Below are 17,089 nucleotides of genomic sequence, written 5' to 3'. Positions count from 1 at the left end.
GTGCCAGTTTTCCTCGACGTCAAGTCGCGGCTCGACGTAGCCGCCGCCCAGTTGGCCGCCCGCGAAGCCAAAGCGATATTCACCAAAGCCGGTGACGACATCGGCCGAGGACTCGGCGGATCGCTGTCCAAGGCGCTGTCGGTCATCGACGGCAGCGCAGCCCGCGCCTCCCTGCGCGGTTTGCAGGACGAATACCGCGCCACCGCGGCGGCCGAAGAAGCGGCCGCGGCGAAGATGATGCGCTCGATGGGCCAAGTGGAAGTGGCCCAAAAGCGCCTCAGTGAGATCACCGCGAAATACGGCGCCGACAGCAGCAAGGCTGCGGCGGCCAACGTCGCGCTCGCCGACTCGCACGCCCGCGCAGCGAAAGCCCAGCGCGACCACGCCGACGCGATGGTGGCTACCGAAGGCGCAGCCGCCAAGCTGTCGACCACGAGCCGCGCGGCCAGCGACACGGTCAGCCGTGCCGGGCAGGTTTTCAACGCGGTCGGGGTCGCCTCGGTGGCCGGGCTTGGTTTCGCGATGGTCGACACCACGAAGAAGGCGGCCGATTTTCAGCAGGCGATGACGAAACTGCATGCCTCGGCCGGCCTTCCAGCACAGGACTTGAAAACCGCCTCCGACGGCATTCTGAAGCTGGCCGGCCAAGTCGGCTACAGCGCCGGTGAGCTGTCCGAGGGCATGTACACCATCACCAAGGCCGGATACTCGGCCGCCGACGGGCTCAAGGTGTTGCAGGCCGCGGCGCAGGGCGCCAACGCGGAGCAGGCGCCGCTGCCCGAGGTCGTCAACGCGCTGACGACGTCGCTGCAGGACTTCCACGTCCCGGCCGACCAGGCGGCGAAAGTCATGTCGCAGATGGTGACCGCGGTCGGCGAATCCAAGGTTCCCTTGCAGGAATTCGCGGGCGCGCTACACACGATTGAGCCGACCGCCGCCCAACTGCACCTCTCATTGGCTGATGTGTGGGGGACGCTGGCGCAGATCACCCAGTCTGGTACGTCGGCGGATCAGGCCGCGGATCAAATCAACAACGCGATGCGCGCCCTGTCCGGGGCGCAAGCTCCGGCGCGGCAGGCGATGCAGCAGTGGGGGATTGACGCAGACGACGTGTCGCAGAAGCTCGGCGGACCGAACGGGCGCGGCCTGGCGGGCACGATGCAATACCTCTACAACACGCTCGCCCAGAAGGTAGACCCGTCGACAAAGCTGCTCAACACCGGCGATGTGCTCAAGAGCGCGCAAGCGGTCAACGACATGAACGAGATGCTGACCAAGATGTCGCCGGCCGCGAGGCAGGCCGCTGAGGCGTTGCACAACCACACAATTGCGCACCGCGAATACCAGATGGTTGTTCGTAAGTCGAACGAGCAGGACGCGACGCAGCTCAAGCAATACCAGGCGCTCGACGACAAGGTCGAAGGCTTCAGCAAGCGGCTAACCGGCGGCCGGCAGACCCTGGAGACGCTGAACCAGGCACTCAACGAAGTGACCGGAACAATGTCCGGCGCCGCGGTCGCGCTGCAAACCACCGGAGCGCACACCGACGAGGTCAACGGCAAGATCAAAGCGATCGCCGAGACCACCCAGGAGGCGGACGGAACGGTCAAGGGATTCCACGAATCCCAGGAAACTCTCAACGCGAAAATGCGTGACGCGAAGGCCGCGTTCAGTGCTGCCGCGATCGAGATGGGCAACGTGTTCGTCCCGGTCGCAACCGATGTCGCCAACATCGCCAAGACGATCGGCGACACGATGGCCCAGCACCCCGCCATCATGCACGCAGTCATTGACGCGCTCGGCGCGCTCGGCGGTGCATGGTTGGCGATCAAGGCGGCCAACATCGTCAGCAGCATCCTGCAGCCGATCGTCGGAGCGCTCGGCACGATGGTGGCCGAGGAAGACGCCGCGACCGCTGCCGCCGGGCGGCTCGGCGGTGCGCTGTCGAATCTGGGCAAGTTCGGCGCCCTCGGTATCGGGGCACAGTTGGGCGGCAACGCGCTCCAACACGCCACCGAAGGCAACAGCTTCCTGCATGGAGCCGCAGTCGTCGGCACAGACGCCGCAACCGGGGCAGCTACCGGCGCGATGATCGCCTCAGTGGTGCCCGGCATCGGAACGGGCGTGGGCGGCGTCGTCGGCGGCCTGGTCGGCGGCGGCATAGGGCTCTACCACCAGCTCGCCGGCCACGCCGGTGGCGGCCCGCTGCGGGCGTCCGGGCCGAAAGGCAAAGACTCGGCGCTGTTTTGGGGCGCCGACGGCGAACACGTGCTCACCGCCGACGACGTGGACGCGATGGGCGGCCACAGTGCCGTCTACGCCTTCCGTGACGCGCTGCACCGCCAATACGGGGGGGCCATCGGTCCCGACGTGGCCGCTGCGGCGTCGATGGTCGGCACCCCCTACAGCCAAGCCAGTCGGCACGACTGCTCCGGAATGGTCGCGCGGGTCATCTGCCGCACCCTCGGACTGCCCGAATCCAGTCTGCCGTCGACGGTGAACATGGGTCAGTGGCTGGCGTCGCTGGGTTTCCGGCCCGGAATCGGCGGACCCGGCGCCATCAGCGTGGGCTGGTACGACCACGGCGGCGGCAACGCCGGCCACGCCGCCATGACCCTCTCCGATGGAGAGAACGCCGAATCCGGCGGCAGCCACGGCAATTTCCTCGTCGGCGGCGGCGCCGCGGGCGCGACGAGCTCACAGTTCGACCATCACATGTTCCTGCCGATCGGCAACCTGCAAGGCCCAGCCGGATACGGCGGCGGCGGCTTCGGAGGCTACGGCGGCGGTGGATTCGGCGGCGGCATCGGCGGTTTCGGCGGCAGCGGCGGTGTCCCGGCCGGATCCACACCCGGCGTCGGGCCCAGCGGAGAACCCGGCTACTACACGCCCAGCCCCGCCAAGGTCGACGCCGCCAACAACCGCTACCTGAAGGCCCAGGAGCGGCTCACCGAAGCCAAAGAGCGCGAGGCCGAGGTCAGCCAGAAAACCAACGCCAAGCAGTCCGAACGCGACCGCGCCCACAACCAGGTCACCGACGCCGAACGCGAACTGGCTGCCGCGCAACGCAACCTCGCCAAAGCACAACAGGGCACCTTCCACCGCATGAGCAGCCGCAGCGGCGGCGCGGGTGGTTTAGGCGGTCTGCAGTTCGGCGCCCCGCTCGCTGAAGGCTTCGGCCTGTCCGGCGGCATCAAGGGGCTGGGGGAGTGGATCGTCACCTTCCTGGCCGACCTGGCGATCGGCCCGATCGAGGGCGCGATGCTCGGCAACGCACTACGCAGCGGCGACAGCGGTTTCGGCGCGCCGGGCGGTTACGCCGACCTCGGCGACTACGGCACACCACTGCCGACAGCCGCCGCGGCCGGCGGCGGCGCAGCGCCGGCCACACCAGCCGCGTATACCGGCGGTGATTTCAGCGGCTCGAGCGCGCCCACGGCGGCCAGCAGCGCCGACCAATCCACCGCACCAGCGAGCACGCCTTCGGCTGCACCGCACGAATCGGTGAACTACAAGGACTGGTACCCCAACACGGCGCCACCACCGGCCGGCGATTGGCTGCTCCCCCCCGTCGGTGGCCGGCCCGGAATCCAGGGCCGCTCCGGCGCCAACCCGCCGCCCCCATTCAGCTACAAAGACTGGTACCCGGGCAGCCCAGACATCGGCCACAACCCGCCGCCGGTCCACTTCCGCGGCTTGAACGGCCCGCAAGACGGAGGCTTCGCCGATTTCGTGCGCCAGCACCCCGAGCTGGCGAACCGGCGCCCGACGTACAACACGCTTCCCGGCCAGCCGATCTTCACCCCCCCGATCGCGCCACCCCAGGGCCGGCCACCGGACCCGGGCTTAGGTTCGTTGCTGGGCGCTCCCGGTTTCGCTACGGGCGGCCCGGTCGGCACCGACACCATTCCCGCATGGCTCACCCCCGGCGAGCACGTATTCGACGCCGACGACGTGCGCGCGATGGGCGGCCAGGACGCGGTCTATGCGTTCCGTAATGCCCTGCATCGCAATCACGGTGGTGCGGTCTATTTGGTCGGCGGCGGTGACCCGACGCAGCCGCCGCCGCCGACGCCGAAACCACCGGCCGCGCCGCAACAGAAGTCAGGCGGGCAGCCTCATTTGCCGGTCGGCGCGCCGAAATCGCCGGGCCCGGGCAACAAAGGCACCCAGGCCAGCGAAGTGTCGGCCGAGGACCGCTCCGCGCACACCCCGGAAGGTGTCGCCAAACCCGGCGCATCCCAGCGGCTTCCCGGCCAAGACCTGCCCCCCTCGCCGGGGCTCGGTTTCTCCGGCGGCATCATCGGCGGCCTCGAAGGCGCGGCCACCCAGGCCGCCGCGATGGGCGCCGACATGGGCACCTTCGGCGGCGCCGGCGGCGCCGTCTCCTCAGCGATGAACATCGGCTTCCAGGACTTGAACCGCACCGCCGGCTACCTCGGCCAGTTGGGCGGCATCGCCGCCGAAGGCGTCCTCGGCACCCTCATCCCGGCCGACAGCCCGCTATCCGATTGGGGAAACACGCTTCCCGGGAAAATCCTTAAAGGCATCTCCGGTGTGCGCCCAGCCCAACCCAACAGCGCCGGCCAAACCCAGCCACCGCTGGCACCGACCGGGGGCGACGACGTCCACAACGGTGACCGGATCGGCTCGCAGCTCAACCTGCACGGCCCGGTGACGGTGCAGGCCAACAACGCCGACGAATTCCACCAATCCCTGGCCGCCGGCTTGAGCAGCGCGCAGCGGCAGAATCCGGCGCCGATGCGGGTGCCGCGATGACCACCTACCCGGTCATCGCCGCGACCGGAAGCAGCATCGTGTTGCCGCAGGGCGCGGACGATCTGCTGTCCGGCGACATTCAAAACATCTGGTTCACCAGCCCGGACAGCAACTCGCAGTTCTATCTGTCCGGCGCGATGGCGCCGTGGCCGGGAATCCAGGACGGCATCATTCTGTCGGGCGGATTGTCCGGGCTGACACCGGGTTTCAAGCACATCGACCTCAAAGGCGCCCGCCAGCCCGGCGTCACCTGGACGGGCACCGTCTACGACACCTGCAACCTGACGATGCAGCTCGAAGCGCACGCCAACACACCGCAGGGCATGTCGAAGCTCGTCTCGGAGTGGATCGGCGCGTGGAAACCCACCCTGCAGGGCAAGCTGGAGTACTGGACGCTGGACCGCGGCTATTGGTGGTTCCCGGCCCGCTGGGGTGAGCCGTGGAGCGACCAGCTGCAGAAGCTGCCGCGGCTGGTGCTCTACCAAGAGTTCACGCACAAGATCCGCAACGATCTGGCTTTCTGGCTCGGGATGCCATCGACCGACCAGTTCCCGCGCAGCAAGAACGGCTGGACCGGCTCCGGGTCGGGCTGGCTGCAGCTGCTCAACATCGGCGACCAGGACGAAGGCGGCTACCCGAGCATTCTGTGTTACGGGCCGGGCACATTCGCGTTCTCCAACGGGCCCGGCTCGACGACCATGATCACGTTCGGGCCGCTCGAAGCCGGCCAGATCGTGCAGTTCAACACGCTTCCCCGGCTGCCGCGGGTGGTCGACCTGACGCCGCCGGGGGCGGTGCAGCAGCCCAGCCTCACGCCGACGCAGAAGTTGATCGAGGCGCTGGTGAACTTCGTGTCGGGCAACAATGTGCCGCCGCTGCTGCAGCAGTTTGAGTCGCTGTTCGGGATCCTGCCGCCGCAGGGCCCGCTGAATTCTTTGGTCACCGGCAACTACACGAACCCGATTCCCGGTGTGACGCAACCGGAGTACGCGCAGGTGGCCAGCATCGCCTGCTCCATCACCGGGGGCACCCCTGCGAGCAAAATGGTGGCGTCGGTGACACCGATGAGGGTCTGGCCTGAATGAGCGCCCCCAACGAGCAGCTGGCGGCGCTCACAGGCTCCGATCCGGTTGCGGCGATGCAGGCTGCCTACCAGCTGGCGCGTCCGGATGAGGCGATACCGACCGACATCACGGTCAGCCTCTACAGCGACTACTACGTGTCGCAAGGCCAGTGCGGCGACTACATCGAAATGACCTGCACCTTCCCCAGGTTGAAGCTGCCGGACGGCACGCTGAAACTCAAAGGCGCCGACCCGTTCGCGCAGCTGGCGTTGACCTGCGACACCACCGTAGTGCCGGTGGTGATCGAAATCGCCGACGGTGCGCTGCGCTGGTCGGGCCGCGTCGACGTCGCCCACGACAAACTCTACGAAGACGGCACCGAGACGGTGGAGTGCGAGCTGGTCGGCGACCTGACCATGCTCGACCGGATAACCGCATGGCCAGAGCCTTTTCTGCCCATCGAAATTCAGCCGTCCGAGGCGATCCTGATCGGCCCCGCCATCACGGTATTCAAAACCCTTGTGGCCGAAAACTGCATGCGCCTGCAGCTGGGGTTGTGGGAGCTGTTCAACACCCTCGGCTCACTTGATCTCGATTGGCGCACCTGGTTCGGCACGCTGCTGATGCAGCAGGACTTGTCGCTGACGGATTTGATGCAGATGGTCACCACCCCGGTGTGTGTGGTGCCAACCGACCCGCTCACCGACACGTCGCCGTGGATCGCGATTCACGGCCGCATGGACACCTGCTGGAAACTGATGCGCCAGCAGCTCGCCGACAACGGCCTGTACGCGTCGATGGATTTGTGGCTGCCTGGCGACCCGCAACCCGAAGGCTTGTTGTGGGATCTGCAGGTCGCCACGATGTGCTTCAATCTCAAGGACTACCAAGGGGTTACGGGCCCCACGGGCACGATCGTAGACGGCGCGGTGCGAGACCTGGTGGACCTGGAGGGCGGCCTGCTCGGTAACGCGCTGGCGCCGTTCCTGAATCCGAACAACGAGTACGTGCCGCCCGGCTCCAACATTGAGATCGCACCGACGTTGGGTGTGAACTTCAACCCGCCGTGGGTGGTGTTCAACGCCGACGTCGACGACTCGGGCATCGTGTCGATGGACATCGCCCACCACCACCCGGTGTGCTGGCAAATCATCCTCGGGGGACGATCGCCCCAGTGGGCTTGTCCCCCCTTGGGAAACCGAGGGGGGACAAGCCCGAGGGCAAACCTGACTCAACGACGCTATGAACGCCACCTTGGAGTGGCTGGTCGATCTGCTGATGATGACGATCGGCATTACCGGCATCTCGAACACGCTGCTGGATGGCATCCTGGACAACGCCTTCCTGGCGTTCGAACTGTTCGAATTCTTCGACCGCCGTGTGCAACTCGGTCCGTATGGGTTTCCGGAGCGGTTCTTCCCGACGCAGTCGACCTACGACATCGACACCCTCTTTGCCGCCATATCCGCGTCGTGGGACACGGCCGGTTACCCGGCCGCGCAGTTCACGTTCTACAACGGAATGCCCTGGCGCTTAGGGAAAGACGTTTTCCCGGCCACGCTGGCGTCGATCATCCGCCGCAACACCCTCTACACGGATTATCTCGACGAGATCAAGGTCACCGACAACGTGCAGGTGCGCGGCCGCATCGACGTCCAGGTCGGCGACGGCAGGCGTGAAGAGGCCCCGATGACGATCATTCAGCGCAAGATCGTCGGCCTCGAAGAAGACGCCATGCTCGCGCTGCTGGCCCCCCCGAACAGCTAAGGAGCTGAAATACGTTGAGCATCTACGGTGAGACACCCTCTGGTGCGGTGAATGGCACCAACAAGGTGTTCGCGACAAGCCAGCCGTATGTGACTGGCAGCACGCGGGTTTACGAGAACGGCGAGCGGCTGCACCTCGGCGTCGATTACACCGAGTCGGCCGCGTCGACGCTGACGTTCACCAACGCGCCCGCGAGCGGCGCGGTGCTGCTGGTTGACTATGACATTACCGCCAGCGGCGTGAGCTACCCGGTGGGGGAGTGGACATTCAACCCGGAGGGATACCCGGCCGGTGCGGCGCTCTACAACGGGCCAACCCTGTTCCCGGGCGGCCTCAACCCCGGTGAAACACAAACCGCGGTGTGCGTGTTCGGGCCCAACGGGGCTGTGGTGAACGTGCCGCCGGTGTTCGACGGGCCCCCGGGCGAGCCCGCGCTGTTCGATTCAGCGTCGGCTGCCACGCTCTCGCCCGGCTCCCCGGCGACGGTGGAGATTACTCCGCTGTCGCCTGGTGGCCCGGGCCAATCGTCGCACTACGCGCTGGCTTTCGGTATCCCGCAAGGCCAGCCGGGCGCGCCCGCGCCCAACACGCTGATCAACCCGCAGCCCGTCGACCTTGAGGGCACACCGCTGGCGGGCTACATGATCGGCTACGACGCCACCAACACCAAGGCGCAATGGCAGCCGATCCCCTTCGCGGCCGTGTACAACGTGACCGGCATCCCGACAACCGGGCCGTCCGCCGGGGAGATCCGCACGCTCGAGACACTGACGATCCAGGGGCGCCCGACCGCATATGTGCCGATCGTGTTCGCGTCCTGCGAAGTCTCCGGCACCGCTAACACGCAGGTTGATTTGGTTGCGCGGCTGAACGCCACGGGCAACAACACCCAGACGGGCACCGAGATCGGCCGCGGCTTCGGCACGTTGGGCGCGACGCCGCCGCCGCCGGTGATCGGCCCCGAGGGCACCGGCCTGTTCGCCAGCGGTTACGGGAAGGTGCCAGCCAACACTGAGGCGACGATCTTCCTCAACGCCGAGGATCAGGCGTCGACCAACGACGAGTATTCGACCGGCCGCTGCCGCTTCACCGTCTGGGCTATACCCGTCGCGTCATGACCAACCCGGCCCCCTCATGGACGACACCCAACCCAAGCGTCCACTACGCGCCCGGCTCGAGCCTCAACACACCGGCGTTCACGCCGCAGCAGATCGAGGCCATCGGCCAACAGCTCGTCCTGGGATTCCTGCGCTGGGTTGTCCAAGCGTTGATCGGCGTGGTCACCGGCCAAAACCTCAGCGGTGTGCTCGCGCAGCTGTCGTCGTGGTCGAACACCTTGCAGTCCGACATCAACGGCGCCGCAACCGATGTGCAGCAGGCCATCGACAACGTGGTCCAGTTGTTCGGCGGCTCCGGCACCAACAACCCGGTGTCGCAGATCCTGTCGCAAGGCAAAGACGCGATCAACCAGCTGGTCAACTCGCTGCAAGGCTTGTCGACCGGAAACCCGTTCGGGGACTTCGCTAACGCGCTGCAGGCCATCCCCGGATTGAACATCGCCGGCCAGCTGCGCCCCGCAACCGGTGTTGTGCTCGCGGGCGCGCACATCGTCGACATCAACCCCGAACTGCTGTGGGCGCCCGGCTTCGACACCGCGGCGTCGGTGTCGGCGCGCGCCCCGCAGATCACCTGGGACGGCACCACCGGGCGCACCAACCCCGGTTCGCTGCTGATCCAACCCGACGGCGCATACCTCTACTCCGATGTCGGCAACCCGATCCCGGTCACGCCCGGCGAGCAGCTCGCCATGTCGATCTGGGCGAAGTGGGCCGGTCTCGTCTACACCGGAACCAACCCAATCCGGCTGGAGGTGCTGCAGTACAAGTTCGCCGGTATGCAGGTGCCGCAACGCGTGTCATCGGTCGTGCTGGCCGAGTTCACCAACCCGCCAGCGAGCCAGTCGGTGTGGCAGCAGCTTTCGCAAACCTTCACCGTCCCGATTGACGGCAGCGTTGACACGGTCTTTCTGCGCCCCCTGGTGGACGCGATTGCGACTGCGGGGCAGGTGTGGTTCGACGACGGCTCGGTGAAGAAGGTCAACACGATCCCCTCGAATCTGCTGTCCGGCGTTCCCGCGTCCGCCATCAACGGGATTCAGGGCATCGAAGACATCGGCTCGACGATCCAAAACACGTGGGACAACCTCGCCACCACACTGGCGAACGCGCTCAATCTGTCGGGGGTGTCGAGCAGCGGCAACCCGCTGTCGACGGTGACGCAGGCGGTGCAGAGCACCGCGCACGTCACCGTCAACGCGATGACGTTGGCGCAGAACGCCACCAACACGCTCGGCATTCAGGACAACCGGGCGGTCTCGGCCGGCCTTGAGGAAACCGTCGAGTCCAACATGAGCCTGCAATCGCTGGGCTCCGGTTCGGCTCCCTCGACGGTGACGGCGACCCAATCCGCGTCGGCCGGCGGCTTTCTGCGCGCCAGCCAGGCGAAAACCCTCGGCTTTCACCAGTGGTGGGGCTACTACTCCGGCACCGTCACAGCGTTCTACCTGAACTTCGCCAAGATGGACAGCTCCGGCAACATCACGCCGCTGTTCAGCTCCGGCGACCTGCACACCAACCTGTCGACGACCGGGCAGTGGAACGTCTACACCTTCCCCTACGCAGACGAAATCCCGGTCAACCCAGGCGATGTCATCCTGGTCGAATACCAGGTCGTCGGCTCCGGCACCGTGTACATCGCCGGGCTGGGCCAATCTTGGCAAACCAACCACCCGAGCGCGAACACGAAACAGACCGGCTTCACCCGCAACACCGGATCCAGCGGGCCCACCGCGCTATCGAGCGGCATCACCTACACCGGCAACACCCCATACGTCGGGCTCGGGGTGAGCAACATACCGCCGAACTACCAGCCACCCGTAACGAGCACCTACACCGCGGCCGGCCAATACACCTTCACGCTGCCGCCTTGGATGGTTGCGGGCAACAAGCTCGACCTTGCCGGCGTCGGCGGCGGCGGCGCCGGCCAGGGCGAGCAAGGCTACAGCGGAGGGCAGGGCGGTTCGGCCGGCAGCTGGAACGTGGGAACCCTGGTTGTCGGAACCGATATTGCGCCCGGCGGCACGATCACCGTCACCGTGGGTGCCGGTGGGCCGCAGCAGATTCAATACTTCACCGCCGGACTTCCAGGCACCGCGACCACATTCCAGTGGACCGACCCTGGCGGCACCCAGCACACACTGACCTGTCCCGGCGGCGCAGGGGGATCGGGCATCCCAACCAGTCAATACGGCGCCTCACCCGGAAACGAAACCTACAACGGCGTCATCTATTACGGCGGGGGCACGGCGAACGAAAGCTTCGCCGGCAGCGCGCCCGGGGGTGGTGGCGGCGGTGCGGCGCCGTATTCGTTCGGCGGCGCGGGCGCTGATGGCCAAGCATGGATTAGGGCGTACCAGTCATGACGCTGCCGTTCGGGGACAGTGTTTGGTCTGCACCGCCCTCGTCGACGGGCTGGTGGCCGGTGATCGACGCAGCAGTCACCGTCCCGGCCATGTCGGCGATCGCGAAGATGCCCGCGCCCAGCATTCAGGACTCCATCATGATGGTGGTTCCCGGAATGCAGGCCGTCGCAACGATGCCCGCACCCACGGTGGGGGTCATCGTGCCGGCCCCGGCGATGGCCGCCACCGCAACCATGCCTGCGCCGGCCCTCTCAACGAGCGGCACGATCACACCACCCGCGATGTCGGCGGCCGCCTCCATGCCCGCACCGGCGGTATCGAGCGGCGTCAACCTCGCCGCCCCAGCGATGGCCGCGGCCGCCTCCATGCCGGCGCCCACCGCGACCGTCTCGTCGTTCACGCCGTTCAACGAGACCAACACTGCGCGCACCAACCAGCCCGTCCCGGCCGGCACCAAAGGCTGCTACGTGACGCTGATCGGCGGCGGCGGTGCAGGCGGTAACGGCGGCCTGTCCGGCGGCGGCGGTGGCGGTGGTGGCGGCGGCCGTATCGATCGGGTATGGATCCCTGTCGCTGCCCTGGGCTCCACGTACTCGGTCGGAGTGGGTGCCGGAGGGGCGTCGTCAGGTGGCAACGGCACCGCGTCGACGTTCACCTCGGGCGGCGTCGCGCTGTCGGCCGGGGGCGGCCACGGCGGCTCAACCGGCGGCACTGCCGGCGCTGGCGGCACATCGTCGGCGACCGGGGTTTCTGCGACCACACACACCGGAACCGCCGGCGGCTCGGGCAGCACCACTTACGGAGGCGCCGGAACCAGCGACACCACCAACAACGTCGGCTGCGGTGGTGGCGGTGGCGGCGAGGGCGCCTTCGGCTCTGGCGGCAATGGCGGCAGCTCGAAGACCGTGACCGGCGGTTCGGGCAGCAGTAGCAGCGGCGCGACACCAGCCAACGCGGCCGCCGGTAACGGAGGCGCAGGCGGCGGCGGCGGCTGCAACGGCACCGGCGGTAACGGCGGCCTGTACGGCGGCGGCGGTGGCGGCGGCGGTGGCGGCGTCGGCGCCAATTGGTACGCCGGTGGCTCCGGCGGCGGCGGCTACACGCTCATCGAATGGAACTAGCCCGCTGACAGCGGCTCTCAAACGAAAACCCCTCCCGCACAACACGTCCGCAGAAAGGCGGCTTCATCAGCATGGCCGTAACCGCTCACTTCTACAACAGCTTCTTCACTGCGCTGGCGCAGGGAAAGATCAACCTGACATCGGACACACTCAAGCTGGCGCTCGTCGGCTCCGGCTACACACCCAACCAAGCCGCCGACCAGTTCTGGTCGACGCCGCAGGCGTATGAGATCAGCGGCCCCGGCTACACCGCCGGGGGTGTGGTGATCGGGTCGATCGCAATCACCACAGCAGGTTGGGATTTCACCGGCGCCAACGCGCAATGGTCCAACGCCACATTCTCCGCGTACAAGGCAGTGCTCTACGACGCCCAAACCGGCTCAGCCGCAACCGATCCGCTGATCGGCTGGGTCGACTTCGGCGGGGTGCAGTCCCCGTCCAACGGCGTGTTCGCGGTGAACTGGTCGGCAGCCGGCATCGGCGTCATCACACCCGCCTGACATGAGCGCAACCGGCTGGCTGACCGCCTTCGCGACCGGCGGCCTCGCCTCAGCTGCCATCGGCGCCATCCTCGAATACGTCGGCCGCGCCATCCATCACGGCCACAAGGACAACAAATGAGCACCCGCGCTCACCCTCTCTACAGCCTGTCGGTGCTCGACAAATACCGCACCCAACCGCTGCCGCCCGGCTATCCCGAGCACCGGCGCACCCTCTACGCCCCGGTCGACGACGTGCACGGCGCATTGTGCTATCTGCTCAACAGCGCCCAGCACTCCCTGGTTGTCGCCATGTACGGATTTGACGACCCGCAGCTCGCAGAAATACTGCGCAGCAAGCTCGTTCAAGAGCACTGCTACGTGCAGCTCACCCTGGACAGCTCGCAGGCCGGCGGCGTCCACGAACGCCAGCTGCTCGCCGAGCAGGACTATCCGGCGTCGTCGATCGCTATCGGACGAAGCGAACACGGCCGCATCATGCACATGAAAATGGTTGTGGTCGACAACCTTTGGGTGGTTCAGGGCTCAACCAACTGGAGCGACGCGGGCGAACGCTTGCAGGACAACGAAATGAGCGTCACCGCCGACCCCTACGTCGCCGCCGAGGCCCGGGGCCGCATCGACGCCATCCACGCCAACATGCTCGGCAAACAGAAAGGTTACTGATGCCCGCACCCAAGAAAGCAACCGCGGTCAAACAGGTGGCCGCCAAACACCGCCCCACTATTGCGCTTCCGCTGTTCGGCACGGTGCCGGTGCCGGAGCTCGACCAGCTGGCCTACTACGGCGGTGTGGCTGCGCTGGCAGCGCTCGAGCTGATCGAGTGGCCGATCGCCGCCATCGTCGCCGCCGGGCACGTCCTGGCCCACAACCGCCACAACAAAGCGCTCGCCGAGCTCGGCGAAGCACTCGAGCAAGCATAGGAGACCGCCGTGAAATACAAGCTCGGATTGAAGCCCGTCCACACCCATCCGCGAGTCCGGCTGTGCGACTACTACACCAGCGACCTGCCAAGCGTTGATTCGCTGAAGTTCCCGCTCGGCCACGCCGGTTTGATTGAGCCGCACATGTTCATGAACGACCAGCTCGGCGACTGCGCTATCGCAGGAAGCATCGAGGAGATCCGGCTGGCGAACGCGCTGCGCGGTGTCACCGTCAACTTCACCGACGACACCGCGGTGCAGAACTACTCGGAGATCACCGGATACAGCCCCGCCGATCCCGGCAGCGACCAAGGCACCGACGTCCACGAACTCTACGAGTTCCGGCAGAACACTGGCATCGTGGACGCGGACGGCAACCGGCACAAGATCGTCGCCTACGCCGGCCTGACACCGGGTGATTGGGACGAGATGCTGATCGCTTTGAGCCTGTTCGAGATGGTCGGTATCGGTGTCCAGGTTCCCGACTACGCCGAGGCGCAGTTCGAGGCCGGGCTGCCGTGGCACCTGATCGCCGGGCGCCACAGCATCGAAGGCGGCCACTACATTCCGATCTGGGGCGCCTCCGACCGCCACACTGCGCAGCTGCCCACATGGGGCGCCGAGGGCGGCATCACGTCCCCGTTCTATTCCACTCTCAACACGGTTGCCGTGGTCGCGCTCACCGAGGAAATGTTCACCGGCGGCAAGAGCCCCGCGGGCGTCGACTTCAACAAGCTCGCACGCGATCTCGCGCAACTGAACACCGGGCCCGTGCTGACACCGGCGCCGCGGCGGCGCTCCCGCAAGGACGCCGACGATCCGGCACCCGAACCGGCGGCGTGAGCCGATGGCTTGCCACGCTCATCGCCGCCGCATCCCTGTTGCTGATGGCGCCGACGGCCGCAGCTGACGCAGCGACCCAGGTCGTCGACGTCGCCCGCACCGCGCTCGGAAAACCCTATGCGTGGGGCGCGGCCGGCCCAGACGCGTTCGACTGCTCCGGGCTGATCTTCTGGGCCTACGCCCAGATCGGCATCACCGTGCCGCGCACCAGCCAGCAGCAAGCCATCGGCGGCCAGCCCGTCGACCGCAACGATCTGCAGCCCGGCGACGTCGTCACCTTCTACCCCGACGCCAGCCACGCCGCCCTCTACACCGGCGGCGGCAACGTCATCCAAGCATCCACCTACGGCAGGCCAGTGCAAGAAGTACCGCTCGAGCAGGCCGGCCCATTCCACAACGCACGCAGATACCTGACGAGGGAAACCATGACTCTGTTCGGTGTTGACCTGTCCAACAACAACTGGGGCGGTGCGCCGCCCGCGTCGATCGTGCCGACCCTCAACGAGATCATCGCCGAGGGCTTTTCGTGGATCGAACACAAATGCTCCGAAGGCAACTACTACGCGGACCCCTACTGGCCCACCGTGTGGCAGTGGGCGCAGCAGACCGGCAACATCGTCGTCGCCTACCACTACGTCACCACCGACGACCCGGCCCAGCAGGCGCAGAAATACCTCTCGAACGACCCGAGTAACGGGGCGGCGCCGTGCATGCTCGACTTCGAAGCCAACTCCGGTGACATCACCAACTTTTGGGCCGTGTGGAACGCGTTCGTCGCGGCGGGTGTCAACATGCGGCTGTCCTATATACCGCACTGGTATTGGCAACAGATCGGCTCCCCCGACCTGTCCGGTGTGGTCGGGCTGGTGTCGTCGGCCTACTACGAAGAGGGCAACTACGCCAGCACCGAATACGCCGACGCGGGCGGCGACAACGGCCAAGGCTGGACCGGCTACGGCGGCGCCACCCCCGTCATTTGGCAATTCACCGACGCCGCGCTGGTTGCGGGAATGTCCGTGGACGCCAACGCATTCCGAGGGTCGATCAGCGACCTGCAAACACTACTAGGAGGAGGGCTGTTCATGGCACTAACCGACGACGAACAAACCGAATTGCTACAGAAAACCCGCGAGATCTGGGACCAGCTGCGCGGACCCAACGGTCAAGGCTGGCCTCAGCTCGGCCAAAACGCGCAAGGCCAAAACCTCACGCCGGTCGACGCGCTCGCGTCGGTCAAGAACTCTATCGAAGGGAAGCAATGATGAGTGACGCCAACAGCTTGCAGGCCGACGTCTCTGGGGTGAAAGTCGATGGGACACCGATGCCGTGGCGCAACGTGCTGGCGCGGCATCCTCGCAACATCGGCGATATCGTCAACGACCCGGCGCGCGGCCCCTGGAACTCTACCCACAACGGTCAGAGCTATCAGGGCACCTATGACGCGTTCGAGCAGCAGGTCACCGTCGCCGAGCAGATCGCGTGGACGCACGTCTTCTCCGACGGCATCGAACGCGACTCCGGGGACGTGCTGATCGAGTTGATGGAATTCGCGATCCAGTGGCGCAAAGCCAACGGTCTTCCGACGAGCGCGAAATGACCGGGTGGGCGGACCTGCAGGCCGGCATCTCCGGTGTTGTGAAGGTCCGGCACGCTGTGCTCACCGTGGGCGGCACGTGGGAGTCGGCGCCGGGCACCCAGTACCCGTCGATGGTGGTCGCCGGGCTAAACACCTACGTCGATGACGGGTTGTGCTACGAGGTTGCGGTGCCCTACCCGGCGTCGTTCGGCCCGGTGGGCGGTTCGGCCTCGTCGCCGAGCTACCAGCAGTCGGTCGCTGACGGCTACAACTGGATCGCGGAATGGCTCGCCGCCAACCCGTTGCAGACGTTCGTCCTCGGAGGCTACAGCCAAGGCGCCGAGGTGGTGTCACGCGTCGCGATCGACATCATGGACGGCCCTCTCGCGCAGTACGCCCCGAATTTCGTGGGCGGCTACACGTTCGGAAACCCGTGCCGCGGAGCCGGTTTCTACGCCCCAGGTATCGCCGACCCAGGGGCACGGCATCTCGTCGCTGAACATGACCGAGCTGCCGATGCGCGACGGGCAGGTCGTGTGGGCCGACTACGTGCATAGCCCGGCCAATGGCGACGCCGGCCTCGACATGTACGCGAGCGTCCCCAACGGCCAAGTCGGGCAGGACATGACCGACGTCTACACCGTGGCCACCGGCCTGCAGTTCAACGACCTCGGCGCACTGACCACCGACATTGTCAACGCACTGGTCATGGCCGTCAAAGATCTCGGTCTGATCCCGGCGTTCACCGGCGGCATCGCCGGGCTGGCGGCCGCCGGACTGGGCGCGCTCGAGGGACTGCTGATCGGGTTGATCAGCGGGCCGCAGGCCAACGCCACCGGCACCCAGGCCGCCGTCGAGGCCGCGCTGCAGGGCATCGACTTCCTGGCTGCGCCCGGCGGCCCAACCGCACCGCACATCAGCTACGTCGGCGAGATCGGCGGCTACTCAAACCTTGTCGCCAACGCCGTGGGTTTCCTGCACAACATCGCAACACTCACAGCCGCCCGCGCGGCGGCCTAAACCCCGAAAGGTCAT

Annotated in this window: 15 protein-coding genes; all 15 read left to right on the top strand. The window is 66.8% G+C overall.

The genetic code is table 11. The features are described from left to right. The 15 genes from G6N47_RS30025 (at nucleotide 1) to G6N47_RS00195 (ending at nucleotide 17,074) form a co-directional block, all read left to right on the top strand. On the top strand, nucleotides 1-4,779 hold the full coding sequence (locus G6N47_RS30025; protein WP_083129678.1) for a phage tail tape measure protein: 4,779 nt from the start codon (nucleotides 1-3) through the stop codon (nucleotides 4,777-4,779). Further along, on the top strand, nucleotides 4,776-5,864 hold the full coding sequence (locus G6N47_RS00265; protein ID WP_003921259.1) for a hypothetical protein: 1,089 nt from the start codon (nucleotides 4,776-4,778) through the stop codon (nucleotides 5,862-5,864). The genes G6N47_RS30025 and G6N47_RS00265 overlap by 4 nt, the downstream gene beginning before the upstream one ends. Next, the gene (locus G6N47_RS29460; protein ID WP_232080081.1) at nucleotides 5,861-7,522 is read left to right on the top strand and encodes a Gp37-like protein; all 1,662 of its coding nucleotides are present in this window, start codon (nucleotides 5,861-5,863) and stop codon (nucleotides 7,520-7,522) included. The genes G6N47_RS00265 and G6N47_RS29460 overlap by 4 nt, the downstream gene beginning before the upstream one ends. Beyond that, nucleotides 7,473-7,610 carry a hypothetical protein gene (locus G6N47_RS29455; RefSeq protein WP_157139268.1) on the top strand — a complete coding sequence of 46 codons (138 nt, stop codon included), beginning with the start codon at nucleotides 7,473-7,475 and terminating at the stop codon, nucleotides 7,608-7,610. The genes G6N47_RS29460 and G6N47_RS29455 overlap by 50 nt, the downstream gene beginning before the upstream one ends. A gap of 14 nt (nucleotides 7,611-7,624) precedes the next feature. After that, complete coding sequence (locus G6N47_RS00255; RefSeq protein WP_139799286.1) at nucleotides 7,625-8,728, top strand: hypothetical protein; 1,104 nt, start codon at nucleotides 7,625-7,627, stop codon at nucleotides 8,726-8,728. Further along, the gene (locus tag G6N47_RS00250; RefSeq protein ID WP_083129673.1) at nucleotides 8,725-11,091 is read left to right on the top strand and encodes a glycine-rich domain-containing protein; all 2,367 of its coding nucleotides are present in this window, start codon (nucleotides 8,725-8,727) and stop codon (nucleotides 11,089-11,091) included. The genes G6N47_RS00255 and G6N47_RS00250 overlap by 4 nt, the downstream gene beginning before the upstream one ends. Next, nucleotides 11,088-12,212 (top strand): glycine-rich domain-containing protein, encoded by a 1,125-nt coding sequence (locus tag G6N47_RS30020; RefSeq protein ID WP_163659482.1) that lies wholly within the window; start codon nucleotides 11,088-11,090, stop codon nucleotides 12,210-12,212. The genes G6N47_RS00250 and G6N47_RS30020 overlap by 4 nt, the downstream gene beginning before the upstream one ends. A 71-nt stretch (nucleotides 12,213-12,283) precedes the next feature. Beyond that, nucleotides 12,284-12,712 (top strand): hypothetical protein, encoded by a 429-nt coding sequence (locus G6N47_RS00240; RefSeq protein WP_083129671.1) that lies wholly within the window; start codon nucleotides 12,284-12,286, stop codon nucleotides 12,710-12,712. A 117-nt stretch (nucleotides 12,713-12,829) separates the two neighbouring features. Beyond that, nucleotides 12,830-13,378: a phospholipase D-like domain-containing protein gene (locus tag G6N47_RS00235; protein ID WP_083129670.1), complete on the top strand. Its 549-nt coding sequence runs from the start codon at nucleotides 12,830-12,832 to the stop codon at nucleotides 13,376-13,378. Continuing rightward, nucleotides 13,378-13,635: a hypothetical protein gene (locus G6N47_RS00230; protein WP_003921248.1), complete on the top strand. Its 258-nt coding sequence runs from the start codon at nucleotides 13,378-13,380 to the stop codon at nucleotides 13,633-13,635. The genes G6N47_RS00235 and G6N47_RS00230 overlap by 1 nt, the downstream gene beginning before the upstream one ends. Nucleotides 13,636-13,644: 9 nt before the next feature. Beyond that, nucleotides 13,645-14,478: a hypothetical protein gene (locus G6N47_RS00225; RefSeq protein WP_083129669.1), complete on the top strand. Its 834-nt coding sequence runs from the start codon at nucleotides 13,645-13,647 to the stop codon at nucleotides 14,476-14,478. After that, the gene (locus tag G6N47_RS29260) at nucleotides 14,475-15,740 is read left to right on the top strand and encodes an NlpC/P60 family protein (RefSeq protein WP_083129668.1); all 1,266 of its coding nucleotides are present in this window, start codon (nucleotides 14,475-14,477) and stop codon (nucleotides 15,738-15,740) included. Before G6N47_RS00225 ends, G6N47_RS29260 begins: the two co-directional genes overlap by 4 nt. Continuing rightward, nucleotides 15,740-16,075 carry a hypothetical protein gene (locus G6N47_RS00205; RefSeq protein ID WP_083129667.1) on the top strand — a complete coding sequence of 112 codons (336 nt, stop codon included), beginning with the start codon at nucleotides 15,740-15,742 and terminating at the stop codon, nucleotides 16,073-16,075. Before G6N47_RS29260 ends, G6N47_RS00205 begins: the two co-directional genes overlap by 1 nt. Continuing rightward, on the top strand, nucleotides 16,072-16,611 hold the full coding sequence (locus G6N47_RS00200; protein ID WP_163659480.1) for a PE-PPE domain-containing protein: 540 nt from the start codon (nucleotides 16,072-16,074) through the stop codon (nucleotides 16,609-16,611). The genes G6N47_RS00205 and G6N47_RS00200 overlap by 4 nt, the downstream gene beginning before the upstream one ends. Further along, complete coding sequence (locus tag G6N47_RS00195) at nucleotides 16,556-17,074, top strand: hypothetical protein (protein WP_163659478.1); 519 nt, start codon at nucleotides 16,556-16,558, stop codon at nucleotides 17,072-17,074. Before G6N47_RS00200 ends, G6N47_RS00195 begins: the two co-directional genes overlap by 56 nt. Nucleotides 17,075-17,089: the final 15 nt, after the last annotated feature.

Source organism: Mycobacterium branderi, assembly GCF_010728725.1.
Classification (GTDB): domain Bacteria; phylum Actinomycetota; class Actinomycetes; order Mycobacteriales; family Mycobacteriaceae; genus Mycobacterium; species Mycobacterium branderi.
This window is presented reverse-complemented; position numbering and strand designations above follow the sequence as displayed.

Coding starts and splice junctions, on each gene's coding strand:
- G6N47_RS00265 (WP_003921259.1), top strand. CDS start 4,776: ATGACCACCTACCCGGTCATCGCCGCGACCGGAAGCAGCATCGTGTTG.
- G6N47_RS00240 (WP_083129671.1), top strand. CDS start 12,284: ATGGCCGTAACCGCTCACTTCTACAACAGCTTCTTCACTGCGCTGGCG.
- G6N47_RS30020 (WP_163659482.1), top strand. CDS start 11,088: ATGACGCTGCCGTTCGGGGACAGTGTTTGGTCTGCACCGCCCTCGTCG.
- G6N47_RS00235 (WP_083129670.1), top strand. CDS start 12,830: ATGAGCACCCGCGCTCACCCTCTCTACAGCCTGTCGGTGCTCGACAAA.
- G6N47_RS00230 (WP_003921248.1), top strand. CDS start 13,378: ATGCCCGCACCCAAGAAAGCAACCGCGGTCAAACAGGTGGCCGCCAAA.
- G6N47_RS29460 (WP_232080081.1), top strand. CDS start 5,861: ATGAGCGCCCCCAACGAGCAGCTGGCGGCGCTCACAGGCTCCGATCCG.
- G6N47_RS00250 (WP_083129673.1), top strand. CDS start 8,725: ATGACCAACCCGGCCCCCTCATGGACGACACCCAACCCAAGCGTCCAC.
- G6N47_RS00195 (WP_163659478.1), top strand. CDS start 16,556: ATGACCGAGCTGCCGATGCGCGACGGGCAGGTCGTGTGGGCCGACTAC.
- G6N47_RS00200 (WP_163659480.1), top strand. CDS start 16,072: ATGACCGGGTGGGCGGACCTGCAGGCCGGCATCTCCGGTGTTGTGAAG.
- G6N47_RS00205 (WP_083129667.1), top strand. CDS start 15,740: ATGAGTGACGCCAACAGCTTGCAGGCCGACGTCTCTGGGGTGAAAGTC.